General features: G+C 42.1%; 11 protein-coding genes. 4 read left to right on the forward strand and 7 right to left on the reverse strand.

The window, feature by feature from the left end:
* Positions 1-59 precede the first annotated feature (59 nt).
* Complete coding sequence (locus IEV36_RS09720) at positions 60-1,595, reverse strand: flavin-containing monooxygenase (RefSeq protein WP_171067992.1); 1,536 nt, start codon at positions 1,593-1,595, stop codon at positions 60-62.
* Positions 1,596-2,009: 414 nt separating this feature from the next.
* On the opposite strand from IEV36_RS09720, the gene IEV36_RS09725 reads away from it, so the two are divergent.
* Together IEV36_RS09725 and IEV36_RS09730 are read left to right on the forward strand one after the other, a co-directional pair.
* Complete coding sequence (locus IEV36_RS09725) at positions 2,010-2,615, forward strand: TetR/AcrR family transcriptional regulator (protein WP_004773542.1); 606 nt, start codon at positions 2,010-2,012, stop codon at positions 2,613-2,615.
* Between the two features lie 249 nt (positions 2,616-2,864).
* A complete protein-coding gene (locus IEV36_RS09730) occupies positions 2,865-4,217 on the forward strand; it encodes an OmpP1/FadL family transporter (RefSeq protein ID WP_005258700.1) in 1,353 nt (450 codons plus the stop codon).
* Positions 4,218-4,420: 203 nt separating this feature from the next.
* Here IEV36_RS09730 and IEV36_RS09735 read toward each other — a convergent pair whose 3' ends face one another.
* From IEV36_RS09735 to IEV36_RS09745, 3 genes are read right to left on the reverse strand one after another with little or no spacing between them, the layout of a single operon-like run.
* Entirely contained in the window at positions 4,421-5,872 is a 1,452-nt protein-coding gene (locus IEV36_RS09735) for an efflux transporter outer membrane subunit (RefSeq protein ID WP_005258699.1), read from the reverse strand.
* Between the two features lie 10 nt (positions 5,873-5,882).
* Positions 5,883-9,062: a multidrug efflux RND transporter permease subunit AdeG gene (gene adeG, locus IEV36_RS09740; protein WP_005258698.1), complete on the reverse strand. Its 3,180-nt coding sequence runs from the start codon at positions 9,060-9,062 to the stop codon at positions 5,883-5,885.
* Positions 9,063-9,067: 5 nt separating this feature from the next.
* Positions 9,068-10,291 (reverse strand): efflux RND transporter periplasmic adaptor subunit, encoded by a 1,224-nt coding sequence (locus tag IEV36_RS09745; protein ID WP_005258696.1) that lies wholly within the window; start codon positions 10,289-10,291, stop codon positions 9,068-9,070.
* Between the two features lie 195 nt (positions 10,292-10,486).
* Here IEV36_RS09745 and IEV36_RS09750 point away from each other — a divergent pair, with 195 nt between their 5' ends.
* Entirely contained in the window at positions 10,487-11,518 is a 1,032-nt protein-coding gene (locus IEV36_RS09750; RefSeq protein ID WP_005258695.1) for a LysR family transcriptional regulator, read from the forward strand.
* 133 nt (positions 11,519-11,651) lie between these two features.
* Complete coding sequence (locus IEV36_RS09755) at positions 11,652-13,910, forward strand: TonB-dependent siderophore receptor (RefSeq protein WP_005258694.1); 2,259 nt, start codon at positions 11,652-11,654, stop codon at positions 13,908-13,910.
* A 105-nt stretch (positions 13,911-14,015) separates the two neighbouring features.
* Here the strand turns inward: IEV36_RS09755 and IEV36_RS09760 are convergent, their stop codons facing one another.
* The 3 genes from IEV36_RS09760 to IEV36_RS09770 form a co-directional block, all read right to left on the reverse strand.
* Positions 14,016-14,441, reverse strand: a complete 426-nt coding sequence (locus IEV36_RS09760; RefSeq protein WP_005258693.1) for a DUF4377 domain-containing protein — start codon at positions 14,439-14,441, stop codon at positions 14,016-14,018.
* A gap of 304 nt (positions 14,442-14,745) precedes the next feature.
* Complete coding sequence (locus IEV36_RS09765) at positions 14,746-15,972, reverse strand: acetamidase/formamidase family protein (protein ID WP_005258692.1); 1,227 nt, start codon at positions 15,970-15,972, stop codon at positions 14,746-14,748.
* Positions 15,973-16,117: 145 nt separating this feature from the next.
* Complete coding sequence (locus tag IEV36_RS09770; RefSeq protein ID WP_050560018.1) at positions 16,118-16,816, reverse strand: DUF1826 domain-containing protein; 699 nt, start codon at positions 16,814-16,816, stop codon at positions 16,118-16,120.
* Positions 16,817-17,018: the final 202 nt, after the last annotated feature.

A 17,018-nucleotide genomic window follows, 5' to 3' on the forward strand; every position in this document is an offset into this window, starting at 1 on the left:
GATCGATTTATGTCCCTGATTGCTACTGGCAATAAGAGATGTCAATGTAAATCGCTGTGTTAAGCCTGAATTTTGATCTGTTCTGGCATTGTTTCTGTGGTAACAACGCTTGGCTTTTTCTTCGGCTTAATCTGGGTGAAACTTAGTTCTTTATCAAAAACAGGACCTTTACGAAGTCGCTCAACATCGAATTTATAATCTTGTTTTACAATCCATGGGCCTTGTGTACCTGCCATTGGAAATTGTGCGATGCTTCGTTGAATGTAGCCTGAGTTCAGGTCTACAAATGGAATGCGTTTCATGCTTTTATCACTGATGACGGGTGTGAATGTGGCATACTTATTTTCATCCATGTAATCCAGTAATCTACAGAAGTGTTTCCAGACCAGATCAACTTTTAAGGTCCATGCCAGATTGGTGTAGCCGAATGCGAAAGCAAAATTGGGAATGTCGGATAACATCATTGATTTGAAAATTGTGGTCTCTGGATAAACTATTTTTTTCCCGTCCACAATCAATTGTGTCTTGCTAAATGCGACCGCATTAAGGCCTGTAGCGGTCACAATGATATCGGCTTCCAGCGTTTTTCCTGATTTAAGTAAAATGCCTTCTTTGCTAAAACGCTCAATATGATCGGTGACGACAGATGCTTTACCCGCAGAAATCGCTTTGAACATATCGCCATCGGGGACAACACATAAACGTTCATCCCACGGATTGTATTTCGGTGAAAAATGAGTGGCGACATCAAAGTCTTTTGGTAGATTTCGTTGTACATCCGAGATTAAAAAGCGACGCATCAGCTTTGGAAAGCGACGACTTAAATTGTAGACGCCCCGTGTCAAGGCAATATTTTTGCGGCGGATCAGATCGAAAGCACGTTGTGGTGAGAGAATACCATTGAGAGTATTCGCGATTGCATCTGTACTTGGCGCTGCCATGACATAGCTTGGTGATCTCTGGAGCATGGTAATATGCCCGACCTTGTCAGCCATCGCAGGAATTAAGGTCACGGCTGTCGCACCACTACCAATCACCACAACCTTTTTGCTAGAATAATCAAGGTTTTCTGGCCAGTGTTGAGGGTGAATAATGAGTCCTTGAAATTCCTCCGCTCCCTTAAACTCAGGTGTATAGCCATTATCATAGTCATAATAACCTGTACTCATCAGTAAGAAGCGGGAGCGGAAAGTGATTAAAGTTTTCTGATCTTTACGCTTCACTTTTACTGTCCAAAGACCTTCAGAAGATGAGAATTCGGCACTAGTCATATAATGGCCAAAGCGAATATGAGATTCGATGTCATTCTCAGTGATCGTTTCTTTTAAATAATTACAGATCATTTGAGCACTGCCAAAAACCCTTTTATTGGTCCACGGTTTAAAGCCAAATGCAAAAGACTGCATATCTGAATCTGAACGAATGCCTGGGTAACGGAACAGACTCCATGTGCCTCCAATTTCGTCGCGGCCTTCGAGCAAAGTGAATGTCGTATTCGGTCTATATTTTTTTAGATGGTATGCTGCGCTAATACCTGAAATCCCTGCGCCGATAATTAAAACATCAGTAATAGCAATTTGGTCTGATGTACTCATATCTTTTTCCTCTTCACACAATTTTAATAAATTGAGCATCAGTTAGATTTCCTAAGATGATGATTTTTATAATCTTCATTTTCCCTGATGAACAAAGTCCTTGATCCAGTCCACATTCACTTCGATTTAAATCGAGTGAAGTCTAGGCATGTGAATATTATTAAGCCAATAATTACACACTGTCAATGACTGTGTGTAATTATTGCAATATTGTCTTTCGGGTTAAGAGAGAATAAAGAGAAAGGGGAAATTTGGTCGAATTAAGCTACTGAATTTTATAATTTATATTTTATTTTTTTAATTAGTCGTTTTTCTGATTTTAAGCGGATAGAGGGAACGCACAATGGTACAAAGACTTGTCGAAAGATTTATTAATACCTACAATGACACCATGCCAATAGGAAATGGGACCATATGACAACTTCTCGCCGTAGACCTAAACATGATCCAAAAGAATCTGAGCGAGAAATATTAGAGGCTGCTGAACAGTTTTTAAATGAACATCATTTTCGTGACCTCAATATTGATGAGGTCATGCGCCGTACAGGTTTAAAACGCCCAGCTTTTTATGTCCATTTCCGTGATAAACATGATCTTACACTTCGTCTTGTTGAGAATATTGCCAGAGAATTATTTAATATCACGGAACGGTGGTTGGCAGGAAATAATCTCCAAGACGATCTAGAGCGTGCCTTGGTCGACTCTATAAATGTCTATATACAACATGGTCGTTTATTAAGGGCCTTTGTCGAAGCAGCAAGTGGAGATGAACGCGTTGATAGCGTCTATCGAGCAATAATTCAAGATTTTATCAAGGCGGCTGCTCAACACATAAGAGCAGAACAACAGGCAGGAAATATTAAAAAAAATTTAGATATCGACGAAACAGCAAAAGCGCTGATATGGCTGGAAGAGCGTTATCTTTCCGAAGCATTCGGACGTTCATCTCCTGTAGAACCTGAGGTTGTGATTCGTGTACTTCGAAATATCTGGACTTCAACGCTTTATGAGAATAAATAAAACACCAGCTACAGTTTAAACATTTTTAATTGAAAATATTTTATTTATGAATGGCTTGTATTAAATATAACTGGCAGGCGCAGCAATTTCCCTGCATAAATTACACATGGTCATTGACACTGTGTAATTTATTTATCAGTATATTCTTTATCCATTTTATCTGGTCTTCATGATGGTAAATGGATAAGGAAATATCTCATCATTTGTGTGATTGAACAAAAAATTATAATTTTCAGGATGAATTTAATAATGGAAAAATCTGTATGCAAGGAGAGTGTGGGCTTCTCTAGATTATTCTCGAAAACTAGAGAAGTAACTCGAAATAATGGTTTGAATGGCTCATTTTCTAAGATCCATCGGTTCGGATTAGCTCCCATTATGTGCGGCATAATCAGTGTGCTGATCAGTGATCATACCCAAGCTTCCGCACTTGATCAGTCTGGTCAGTCGATACTGCCATTTTTAGAAAATGGTCATTATTTTGAAGCGAATGCATTTGCTGTCGATGCTTCAGTTTCTGGTGTTGTGCATGATCGTCCAAATCTTGTGCGTGCAAATCAAAGTCGTGATACAGGTGATATTGGGCAAAATGTGCAATTTTATACAGCTGCATTGAAGTTACAATTAACCGATCAGTTTAGTTTCGGCCTGCTTTATGACCAACCATTTGCGGCAAAAACTGCATATCCACTTCGCCCCAACAATAGCTATTCAGATAATGATTTTAGTCAGGAAGGTACATCTGTAAATGTGGAAAGTCAGGACTTAAGTTTCATTTTTGGATATTCACCTTTTAAGAACTTCCAGATTTATGGCGGGCCTGTTTATCAGGAGGTTAAAGGAAAAGCGTCTTTCCGAGGCATGGCCTATACCGAGGCTTTTAATGGTTACGAGGCAAATTTTAAAGAAAAAGGAGAACTGGGTTGGCTGGCTGGGGTGAGCTATCAAATTCCAGAGATTGCATTGAAAGCGGCGGTCACGTATCGCTCCAAAATCAAATATAAATTTCAGGTCGAAGAAAGTATATTTGGCGAACCTTTACAGTATGTCAAAGCCGCAAAGACGACAATCGAAACCCCTCAATCCGTCAATATCGACTTTCAAACAGGAGTTGCCGAAAAAACAATTGCTTATATGAATTTGAGATGGGTGAATTGGAAAGATTTTAATATACGCCCGACCCAATACAACGCACTTACCGCGGATTATCTAAATGAGCTTACGGAAGGTGCATACAAGAAAGGCATTGATTTAGATTCGTATCAAAAGGATCAATATAATGTAACCCTAGGAATAGGCCATCAATTTACAGAAAAATGGAGTTTTGCCACCGATGTCGGCTGGGATTCTGGCACGGGTAATCCTGCTTCTACGTTGGGGCCAATGAAGGGATCATGGTCAATGGGACTTGGTGCACAATTCAATCCTGCTCAAAATTATTTTATCGCCGCTGGTGTTAAATACTACTGGTTAGGTGATGCCAAGTCCGAAGATGGTGCCTACTATTTACCTATCGATGGAATTAAAGAAATGGCAGAACAGGCTGAGTTTAAAAACAATCATGCTATCGCTTATGGGCTCAAAATTGGCTATCACTTCTAAGTCATTTGATGAGAGTAATCGTAAATTGAAAAGACTTTTGATTTTTGTACTTATCTAAAAAATAAGTCATTTCTACTCTGACATTGGCAATTTATTGAATGACAGAGATAGATAGCTCATTCATCTTACCGTTGTATAAAAAGCAGCAAAGTAATGAAATTTCCCTAATACTTTGCTGCTTTTAGTTTATCGTTGGGCGATTCCTATTGGGTGTGCCAACCCCCACCTAAAGCACGAATCAGATCTACACTGGCAATCATTCGACTACCATGAAGCTGTGCAGCGAGTTGCTCTTGCTGCAAGATACTCCGATCCGAATCAATCACATCCAGATAACTAATGCTGCCTTCACGATAACGCAAATGTGAAAGCTGATTGGCATGTCGAGATGAAGCAAGTGCTTGGCCCTGAGCTTGTATTTGCTGATCCAGAATACGTTGATCAGACAAACCATTTTCAACTTCACGAAAAGCATTCAGTACCGTTTGCCGATAATTGGCAACACTTTGCTCATAACCTGCACGTGCCTGAGCGATACCCGCCTTACGTTGCCCACCGTCAAATAACGGTAAAGACAAAATTGTGCCTGCAACAGGGCCGAGTAAAAAAGTCCGACTCGACCATTTGCCTAAATCACCTAAACTTGCAGATTCATAACCCAGTGCACCTGTAAGATCAAGTTTTGGGAAAAAGGCTGCACGTGCAATACCGATTCGGGCGTTATCCGCGGCCATCGCGCGTTCTGCGGCAGCAATGTCAGGACGACGTTCGAGCAGCGACGACGGTAAACCTGCGGGCAGGCGAATCGCCGTAGCAGACAAGGGTTGAATCGCTAAGCTAAAATCAGCAGGGGATTTACCAAGTAATACAGCCAATCCGTGTTCGGTACTGGTTCGACTCCGTGCAATGCTGAGTGCATTGGTCTGTGCAGTAGAGAGTTCCGTTTGTGCGCGAGAAACGTCCAGATCACTGACTAAGCCATTGCGATAACGTGCTTGGATCAAATTTTGATTCTCAGTCAGTAATTTGATGTTTTGCGCATAAATGACCTGTTCAGCATCGAATTGACGAATCAGAAAATAAGCTTGAGCAACATCGGCTTGCAGTGCTAACAATGCGGAATGATACAAGGCTTCTTGTTGCTGTACATCAGCCGTTGCGGCATTGACACTGCTGGCAATTCGTCCAAACAAATCCAGTTCATAGGAGACATTGGCTTGTGCTCGCCACAGTGTACGAGCCGATGTCGGTGCATCTGCATCGAGTCCTAACGAAGCGGGTGAGGGCTTTTGACGGGTTGGCCCAAAACCTGCGCCGATGCTAGGTAAACGTTCAGCTTGTGCAGCAGACCTCAAGGCGCGTGATGCTTGAATATTGGCTGCTGCCGCTTTTAGATTTTGGTTGCCCGCAATGGCTTGTTGTTCCAGATCGTTCAACTGAGGATCATTAAAAATATGCCACCATTCACCGCGAGACTGTGCATCAGCGGGTTGGGCAATGCTCCAGTTAGGATCATCCAGTTTGGCATCCGCTTCTTTAAATTGCAGTGGAATAATCACCTTGGCTGGCTGATATTCAGGTGCCAATGAGCAGCCTGCAAGTAGCAGGCTTCCCATGAGGGAGGAGAGTATCCAGTGTGGTTTGAATCCTGTCATATCCTGCTCCTTAGTGATCATGTGAACTGTGCAATGGTGCTTCATGCACCGCTGCCGAATGCAGTTTATGTTTGCTGTTCAGGGTACGAATCAACACATAGAAGGCAGGCGTCAGGAACAAACCAAAGAAGGTCACTCCGATCATACCAAAGAATACCGCAACGCCCATGGCATGGCGCATTTCAGCACCTGCACCTGTTGATGTGACTAACGGTACTACCCCCATAATGAAGGCAATCGAAGTCATCAGGATCGGACGCAAACGTAAACGGCTGGCTTCTACCGCGGCATTGAATGCGGTCGCGCCTTGCATTTCCAGTTCTCTGGCAAATTCGACAATCAAAATCGCATTCTTACAGGCCAGCCCGACCAGTACCATTAAGCCAATCTGGGTAAAGATGTTGTTATCTCCACCTGTGAGCCAAACGCCTGTCAGTGCAGCCAAGATACCCATCGGTACAATTAGAATCACAGCCAATGGTAAAGTGAGGCTTTCATATTGTGCCGCTAAGACCAAGAACACCAACAACACGCTGATCGGGAAGACCCACAATCCAGCATTACCTGCTAAGATTTTTTGATAGGTCAGGTCAGTCCATTCAAATTTCACCCCACGTGGCAAGGTTTCAGCGGCGATTCGTTCAACTGCGGCTTCGGCTTGGCTCGATGAGTAACCCGGTGCAGGACCACCGTTAATATCCGCTGCGGTATAGCCGTTATAGCGTACCACCATTTCTGGGCCATAGGTTTGAGTGACATTGACCAGAGAAGACAGCGGCACCATTTGTCCAGCATTGTTACGGGTTTTGAGCTGTAAAATATCTTCAGGATTGGCACGGAACGGTGCATCGGCTTGGGCACGTACCTGATAGACACGACCAAAGCGGTTAAAGTCATTCACATATTGTGAACCGAGATAAATCTGCATGGTGCTAAATACATCGGTCACCGCAACGCCTTGTTGTTTGGCTTTGACCCGATCCAGATCAACATTCAGTTGTGGCACATTGATTTGATAGCTAGAGAACATCGGCCCCAATTCAGGTGCAGATTGTGCCGCTTTCATAAAGGATTGTGCTGCATTATTCAATTCGGCATAGCCTAAAGCACCACGATCTTCGAGCTGGAGTTTAAAGCCGCCCATCGTTCCGAGACCCATCACGGGTGGTGGTGGAAAGACCGCAATATAAGCATCTTGAATCGCTGAGTATTTCTGATTTAAAGCACCTGCAATGGCATTGGCAGAAAGATCAGCTGCTTTACGTTCAGCGAAAGGTTTTAAGGTGACAAAGACGATCCCGGCACTGGAACTGTTGGTAAAACCATTAATCGATAAACCCGGGAAGGCCACCGCACTTTCTACGCCCGGCTGTTTTAGCGCGGCATCACTCATTTTACGGATCACATTTTCGGTTCGATCCAGTGAAGCACCATTGGGTAATTGGGCAAAGCTGATCAGGTACTGCTTATCTTGCGCAGGGACAAAACCACCCGGAACGATATAAGAAATACCAATGGTCAGGCCAAGCAGGGCTGCATAAACGCCCATGGCTGAGGCTTTATGGGAAATCACCCGATTCACCCCTCGACCATATTGATCAGAGGCACGTGAAAATACACGGTTAAACAATGCGAAGAAGCGTCCGAAGACACGGTTCATCACACGGGTCAAAAAGTCAGGTTTAGCATCATGTCCTTTGAGCAACATGGCTGCCAAAGCAGGAGATAGGGTGAGTGAGTTAAATGCCGAAATCACGGTGGAGATGGCAATCGTCATGGCGAATTGCTTATAGAATTGCCCTGTTAATCCCGTCATAAAGGCGAGGGGGACAAACACGGCAACCAGTGTCAACGCAATCGCGATAATCGGTCCACTGACTTCACGCATGGCACGATAGGTGGCATCCCTTGGACTGAGTCCTGCTTCAATATTTCGCTCGACATTCTCCACCACCACGATGGCATCATCGACCACGATCCCGATGGCAAGTACCATTCCGAACAGTGACAATGCATTGATGGAATAGCCAAAAGCCAGCATCAAGGCGAAGGTACCAATGATTGAAACAGGCACTGCCAGTAACGGAATAATTGAAGCACGCCATGTTTGTAAGAACAGGATCACCACGACAACCACCAGTGCAATCGCTTCAAGCAGAGTATGAATCACCGCTTTGATACTTGAGCGTACAAATTGGGTTGGGTCGTAAACGATGTCGTATTTAATCGAAGATGGAAAATCTTTGGACAGTTCCGCCATGGTGCTACGCACTTGGTCAGAGACCTGTAAGGCATTGGCACCCGGTGCTTGGAAAATTGGAATCGCAACGGCCTGTTTATTGTCCAGCAATGAACGTAAACCATATTGCGAAGCAGCAAGCTCAACACGCGCGACATCACCGAGTCGAGTCACTGCACCATCCGCAGCTGTTTTTAAAACAATATCGGCAAATTCCTGTTCAGTGCTTAAGCGACCTTGTGCATTCACCGAGAGCTGTAAAGGTGAATTGTTTGGCGCAGCACCGATGGTTCCTGCAGCGACTTGAATATTCTGTTCACGGATCGCGTTGACAATTTCAGGGGCGGTGAGGTTACGTTGCGCCACTTTTTGTGGGTCCAACCATACGCGCATGGCGTAATCACCCGAACCAAACAGGCCGACTTCACCCACACCTTGTAAGCGTGCCAGACGGTCTTTGACATTGAGTACGGCATAGTTACGCAAGTAGGTCATGTCATAGCGATTGTCTGGTGAGGTGAGATGCACCACCATGGTCAAGGTAGGTGAACTTTTTATTGTGGTTACACCTAGGCGTTGTACATCCTCGGGCAAACGAGGCAAAGCCTGAGAGACCCGATTCTGGACCAGTTGTTGTGCTTTATCAGGGTCAATCCCGAGCTTGAAATTGACAGTAATAGTCAGGTTACCATCGCTATTGGCTTGAGACTGCATATACAGCATGTTCTCTACGCCGTTGATAGATTCCTCCAAAGGAGAAGCAACGGTTTCAGCGATCACTTTGGGGTTGGCACCCGGATATTGTGCGCGCACGACGACAGAGGGCGGCACCACTTCTGGATATTCAGAAATCGGCAATTTGAAAACAGAGAGTAAGCCCGCCAATAGAATCAGGACGGATAGCACCCCAGCAAAGATCGGACGATCAATAAAAAACTTGGAAATATTCATGAGGATTAACCTTTTGCCGAAGTTGGGGTTTTATCTGTAGGCTGAGGTTGTTGTGCAGTGTTATCGGCAGCGATTTGAGGATTCGGCATAGCAATGAGGTGAGGTTTGACAGGATCACCCGGTCGGATGCGTTGTAATCCATTCACGACAATGCGGTCACCCACTTGCAGACCGCTATTGATGATTTGCAAGCCATCTTGCTGAGCACCCAATTTAACTTCGCGATATGCGGTTTGGTTTTTCGCATCGACAACGACCACAAAGCGTTTGTCCTGATCAACACCAATCGCCGTTGGGCTAATCAGAATGGCTGCGCGAGGTTGTCCACCACCCAAGCGAATGCGTGCATAGAGTCCTGGTAGCATCACGCCTTTGGGATTATCAAAAGTGGCTCGGACACGAATCGTGCCTGAGGTGGTATTTAAATTGTTATCGATCGAACTGATATAACCTTCACGGCTAAAACCAGATTCATTGGCGAGACCGAGATAAACGGGGACTTGGGCTGAATTCCGTTGATTGCTGATATATTTCAGATAGGTTTGCTCATCTACATCAAAAGATGCGTAAAGGCGAGAAACGGAAACCAAGCTGGTCAGCACCTGTGCGCCATTGCCAGCGGAAACCACGTTACCGACCGTGACTTCGGCACGAGAAATGCGACCACTAACAGGTGCGGTAATACGAGTGTATTCCAGATTTAAACGGGCGGTTTCGACTGCGGCTTTGGCGGCTTGCAAGTTAGCATTGGCCGAACGTGCTTCATTTTCCGCTTGATCGAGTTCTTGATGGGCAATCGCATTACTCTGGATTAAACGCTGGTTTCGGCCCAAGTTTGCTGAGCTATACGTGACTTGTGCTTGTGCTGAAGCCAGTTGTGCTTTGGCCCGATTCAATTCTGCTTCAAAAGGACGTGGATCAATGCTGAACAGCAAGTCGCCCTTATTCACTAAACTACCATCTTTAAAGTGGACTGCAATCAGTTTTCCTGAAACTTGAGGGCGGACATCGACTTGATCAATTGCTTCGAGACGTCCGGAATATTCTTGCCAATCGGTAATGGTTTGGCTCACGACGCTGGCAACATCCACGGTTGCGGCTGGCGGTGAACTTGCTGTTGGGGGCGCTTTGGCATCTGCATTTTCTTGGAAGAGAATAAAACTGCCACCTGTTGCGAAAATGGCAATAATGACAGCAGACAGCGTCAGCTGTTTGCGGGAAAGTGACATGGGATGCTCCTGGTTATTTGAATCCCTGTTTTCAGACTTTTTGTTTTGGTCTGTATGGGAGAAACAGGTTTATGGAATGAAAGGAGCATAAAAGTTTGTCAATTACGAATAAATATACTAAATTTGATAACACTATTCGTATTTTTATAATAATTGATGTGTAAAAGCCAAAAATGCATCAATGGGAGTGGACCAGTGGATCTATTTCATGCAATGAAAGTCTTTAATAAAGTGGTTGAGACCAACAGCTTTAGTCTGGCTGCCGATAGTCTTGGACTACCACGTGCATCGGTTACGACCACGATTCAGGCTTTAGAAAAACATTTACAAGTTCGCTTACTCAATCGAACCACACGTAAACTCAGTCTAACCCCCGATGGTGCAGTGTATTATGACCGTACGCTCAGAATTTTGGCGGATGTTGAAGATATTGAATCTTCTTTCCATGATGAGGAACGGGGACCGCGAGGACGATTACGTATTGATGTGCCAGTTTCAATTGGGCGTTTGATTTTAATTCCAAGGTTAAGAGAGTTTCATAACCGCTATCCCGATATTGATTTGGTGATCGGAATGAATGATCGCCCTGTGGATTTGGTTGGTGAGGCGGTGGATTGCGCGATTCGGGTGGGGGAATTACAGGATTCGAGTTTAATTGCCCGCCGTATCGGAACATTCCAGTGTGCAACAGCAGCATCGGCATGCTATTTAGAAAAATATGGTGAACCGAAAACACTTGAGGATTTGCAAAAAAATCATCAAGCCATTCATTTCTTTTCCAGTCGGACAGGGCGTAATTTTGACTGGGATTTTGTGGTCGATGATCTGATTCAAAGTGTCAGTGTCAATGGACATGTTTCAGTCAATGATGGTGATGCTTATATTGATTTGGCCTTGCAAGGCTTTGGTTTGATCCAAGGCCCGCGCTATATGTTGACCAATCATTTTGAGACGGGAAGCTTAAAAGAAGTTTTGCCAAAATGGACACCTGCACCGATGCCAATTTCGGTGGTTTATTTACAGAGTCGACATTTATCGCAAAAGGTTCGAGTCTTTGTTGATTGGGTAGCAGAGCTGTTTGCAGGCTGTCCATTGCTTGGGGGGAGTGCGTTGCCGTTGGATCAAAAATGTGAATTTGCCTGTGACCAAAAAACCAATCATGAATATACGATTCGTACTTTGGTTGAACAGCATAATATCGCTGAGGCAAGGGCGTTAAAGACTTGATTCAATGAATTAAAGACAAAATATGCGATCAAGAGGCTTATATTTCTAATAAATAATAGAAATCAGTTAAATTTGTTTGTTTTTGTTGGTTAAATGATAATAATAATGATTCTTGTTTATTTGTTAAAATATTATGGACAGCCAGATCAGAAAAACTGCTTTAAATATTGCGATAAAGTCAATCTTAGTGTGGGCCGTTTTATCAAACAGTGCGCTTGCAGAAGAACAGCTTTTGGCCAAGGAATCATCTTCAATCTTACCTACGATAAAAGTTACTGCGGAAGAAGATGAAAAAACTGAAGGGAATAAAAGTTTTAAAGCGAACTCATCTCGAAGTTCATCCAAGCTTAAACTTTCTTTAAAAGAAACGCCTCAATCAGTCAGTGTGATTACACGAGAACAAATAGAACAGCGAAATCTAAATATTATCGATGATGTCCTTGCTGCTACACCTGGGGTAACGGTCACTAAAAATGATAGCGAGCGTTCAAATTATTTTGCGAGAGGTTATGCAATTACAAATCGACAAATCGATGGAATGCCAATAGGTGAAAATAGTCCACGTGTAGATAGTTTTTTCTTTGATCGTATTGAGGTTGTGAAGGGCGCGACGGGTTTAACAGGGAGTACAGGAAATCCTTCTGCAACCATTAATATGATTCGTAAGCGACCAACTAAAGAACTGTCGGGTAATGTAGCAACTTCATTTAGCCGTTGGAATAAAATTCGTAATGAAGTTGACGTTTCGATTCCATTATCCACAGATGGAAGTGTAAGAAGCCGAATGATGGCAGCCCGAACTGAGGGTGATTCATATATGGATTACTACTCTCTAGAAACTTTGGCTGCAATGGCAATGGTAGAAGCCGATATTACAGAAAAATTAACGGGTAGTGTTGGCTTCCAGTATCAAGACAATCAGCCTCGTGGTTCGACATGGGGAACAGTACCTTATTGGAATCAAGATGGTTCGCTTGCCAATTTACCAAGAAATTTTAGCTTGGCGAATAGCTGGAACACCATTAGTCAACGAGATAAAACAGCATTTGCCGATTTGACCTATAAATTTGATAATAATTGGATGATCAAGGCTGCTGCGGCATATTCGTTATCCAAAAGTTTTTGGTTGATGTCCTATGGCGGTTCTGGTTTCCCGAATCAAAATGATGGGACTGGAGTAGGAGTATGGTCAACAGTCTATCCAACATCAGAATCTAAAAAAACGAATTTAGAGCTGTATGCGAGCGGTCCTTTTAAGTTATTTAATCGCGAACATGAACTTATTATTGGTGCTAATGGCTTTGACCGTTCTACAGATAGTCCTTCAGGTCAGCTCAATGGTTTGGCGAGTGGTCAATTGACGTGTACTAAAAAAGTGAATGATGTCACTTTACCTTCTAATAATATTGGTGATACATGCGTGATTAATGATTGGCGTACATGGGATGGCAATGCAACCATTAAACCAGATTATACCGTTACGCCAGCAACCAAAGATGCCAAACAACGTAATTATGGGGTATATAGCACTTTAAAACTCAATGTTACCGATGAATTAAAATTAATTATAGGCGGACGCTATAGTGATTATTCAGCGACGAATGGAACGAAAAGTGATGTAAAAGCTGATGCATTTACGCCTTACTTTGGAGTGACGTATGATCTTAATGATTTTATAACGGCTTATACCAGTTATACCGATATGTTTAATCCAAGTAGTCAAAAAGACCGTAATAATAGTTTCTTGGAGCCAGAAGTTGGTAAAAGTTATGAAGTTGGTTTGAAAGCAAGTTTACTAGATAATCAATTACTGGCAACAGCTGCTGCTTTTTGGTCTAAAAAATCGAATGTTGCCATACTTGATAGTGAAGCAGTCGCTGCGGGTATTAAAACAGATGATGGTGCTGACCCAATGAAAGCATCAGGTGAGGGGTTAAAAATTGAAGGTTTTGAACTCGAAGCTATTGGGCAGATCACACCTAATTGGAATATTACAGCTGGTTATACCTATGTAAACAGCATAAGTTCAGAACAAGTAAGCGCTTCTACCTCTATTCCCCAAAACTTAGCGAAGGTTTATACCAACTTTAAATTACCAGAAGATTTATGGGATGGTGCAAATAAGGTAAACGTAGGCTTTGGGGTAAATTGGCAAAGTGAAGTAAAGCGCAAATGGGGTGGAGCACCATCGAATACAGATGGTTTTATTCGACAAGAAGCATATTTTCTGGCAAACGCCAATATTGGCTATGAATTAAGTAAAGATCTGAGTGCTAATATTCAAGTTACTAATTTATTTGATAAAAAATACTATCAGGAAATAGGGTTTTATAATGGTGTGTATTGGGGAGAACCACGTAATGTAACCTTATCTTTGCGAGCAAAATTCTAAATCATATATAAGAAAGATGTAGGCGGGCCGCCAACTAAACAGTTCAGGTTTTTAAAAATAAAAAGCACTCGGTACTAAAACCAAGTGCTTTTTATTTAAAAATTTTTATTTGCTAGGAACCTTTTCAATCACTTCATCTAGCACATAACGAACACTTGAGCCATCAGCTGGTGGATTCGGGATGTCATATTCTTTAACACGAATAAGGACTTGTTCATTGCTCTTATGCGTAAAACCTTCGATTCCTGCATAGAAATTTTCCCAATCTTTGCTCTTATATGTTTTTTGCCCATCTTTATAATCAAGTTGTTTAACTTGTAAGCAATCCATTTGTCCTGCTCCAGCATCACATTTTTGAGTTTTTGGAGAAATCTCAAGATATGAAACTCGGCTAGGCGTTTGCTCTGCTCCCGTTTGTTCAGTGACAGATTTATCTTCAGTTGTGGGTTTGGTCTCAGTCTGTTTATTCGCTTCTTTTGAACAAGCTGTTAGCGCAATTGTTGTTAATGCTATAAATAAGATTTTTTTCATTTGTTTTCTCAATTATTGAAAAGTCTCATCATAAAAGAAATCATAAGAACTGATGTTAATAAAGTGTTAACTAATTATCATTTTTATTGAGCAATCTAGTATCTTTTTTCTAAGATATTGGGTGATATTCCTAACCAACTGAACGTGTTTTATTCCATTTCCACTGGTCATTGTAGAGAATATATAGCGTGAATAGGAATATTCTCAAATTATTGTCATTCGTATCAATTAAATATAAAGCTCAAAGAGCCAAGCCATATACGCTAACTCTCTGAGCAAAATTACGAATAGGGAATTAACTGTATTATTTGGCTGCTTGATTAAATTCTTTAAAATCAGCTTTACGTATTTTTGCGTGAATTCCTTTGGTTTTATCCACTACCTGCGAAACCTCAAAATCTGTGGCTGCACTTAGATAAGCATAAGCAAGCGCTTCGTCAATGCCATATTCCTGATTTAAAAAGCGAATTGCTTCACGCGTCGACTTTTTCATAGCTTCATCTAAATCCTCATCCAGTCCTGGCGTAATCCAGAATTCAGCATTCTCTGCTAAGGGCTGCACAATTTCCTTACCCGGGATTTTATCTTTGCCTGCTTTTAATAAGGTAAATTTAAGGGTTGCACGAGCGGATGCTTCTAGTGCTGTCAGCGCAACTTCACCATCGCCCTGTGAAAAATGGCTATCGCCTGTATAGAACAGCGCACCGGGAACTTGTACTGGATAGTAAATGGTTGATCCAGCGCCTAACTCGTTGATATCAATATTACCGCCATACATTGCAGGTGGGACAGAATGGACAGGCTCAGATGTATTGGCCGCTACTCCCATAATGCCCATAAATGGATAAAGCGGGAAACGAATCGCCTTTCCTGATTCTGTTTTGAGTACGCCTTCGTATTCACCTTTGGCGTTCTTTTCGATTGGGGTAAATACTGAAACATTCCCATAACGTTCTGGGTGAGCAGCAGATGCATTTTCTTGTTTAGGTGTTTTAGGAAATTCACCCACCAGCGCTCCTTTACCATGACGATTGGAAATAACGCCGTAAGGAACACGAGGTTCAACTTTAATGACTTCGACTTTTAAAATATCACCGGGTTGTGCACCTTGAATTTCAACAGGTCCAGTGACGATATGCGGGCCATCCTGATGAAAATCATGTTTTAAATTAGACTTCGTAATTGTTTTTGCTTCATCGAGAATATTTTCAGCTTTTACACCTTTCGATTTAAAATATTTTTCTGCATCACGCCCTTGATCTTCCAATAAGCCTTCATGTGAGACCGTATCAAAGGTCACCACACTTCCTGATGGAACAGAAATAACAGGCTTGGCATCTTTATTGGGTAAATAGCCCCAAGTGATGGTCTCCAAAGTCGAAGGAACATAATAATTGCCTTTATAGTCACCATCTTTTAGCTGGACAGGTTTATTTGAGATCTGTTTAAGAATATTAAAACTTTCTGCGTAAACCGTTGATGTCGCAAAACTGCTGAGAATGACAAAAGAAAGGAGCGAGCGCTTAAACATAAAACATATCCTAATGAATTTTAAAAAATAACGGATATGTCTAGAGCAAATTTTATGCCACGCTAAAATTCGATTTTATTGGATAATTTAAATGAAAAATGCACTATATTCACACAATAGCTGTCTAATCTAGTGCATTAGCCTCCTAACAAATCAACAGCAACCTATATTCGCCATCTTTTTCAATAGGTGCTCTATGAACACAAGGCAAGACTTGTTGGGTTGGATGATCGACGGCTAAGCGCCAAAGATGTCCCACACCTAAATTGACTGGTTGTGCATCAGGCTGGGCCTGATAATGCAAATCAAAAAAGTATTCTTGCAAGAAATGCTCAAATTCAGCTTCTGGCCCGTCATGTAATTTTCTGAGCTGTTCTCTGATTTCTGGAATTAAAATCTTTTGTTGCACCTGATCATTGGGTAGGATTTCGCTAGCCGCCCCATGATAGGTGCATAAAAATGTGTCTGTTTCGATGGGTGAACGATCGACGTGATAGGAATACACATCTGTGGAAATGAAATTCAGTTCATCATCGCGTTGGTAACTTTGAATTAAATTAAGAGCAGGCGAGGCTCCGAGATCAGCTAATAATTGCATATCATTTAAGATCATTTCTCTTGCCAGATGACCTTGTGCTGAAAGTTGCAGTGCCAAAAGATCTTCTATCGAAATTTCTGTAACGTTCTCTTTTAACTGAAGTTGAGCCACAATTTCTTTAAAATCGCCAACCAAATTTCTGTACCAGCAAATGGCATTCATTTCTCCTTGAAAATGGGTGCTTATAAGTTCGGAAAAAGTAGAAACTATTCCAACTTGTTTGTTGTTAGAGAGCGTATTGTTCATAGCAGAAATAAAAAAGAGACTATATCCAATAATATTACACTTCATTTTAAAGATTTTTTTATTTTGAGCTATAGGTGACTAAATTTGGGCTCTTAGGGGAAAATAGATGATTTATAAAATGATATTTATGAAAGTCATCTGCTTGCCTCCACGATTCTTAAAATTAAAAAAGAGCTTAAATAAGCTCTCTTTTAATTGCAAC

Origin of the sequence: Acinetobacter vivianii, assembly GCF_014635885.1 — a bacterium.
GTDB classification, from domain to species: domain Bacteria; phylum Pseudomonadota; class Gammaproteobacteria; order Pseudomonadales; family Moraxellaceae; genus Acinetobacter; species Acinetobacter vivianii.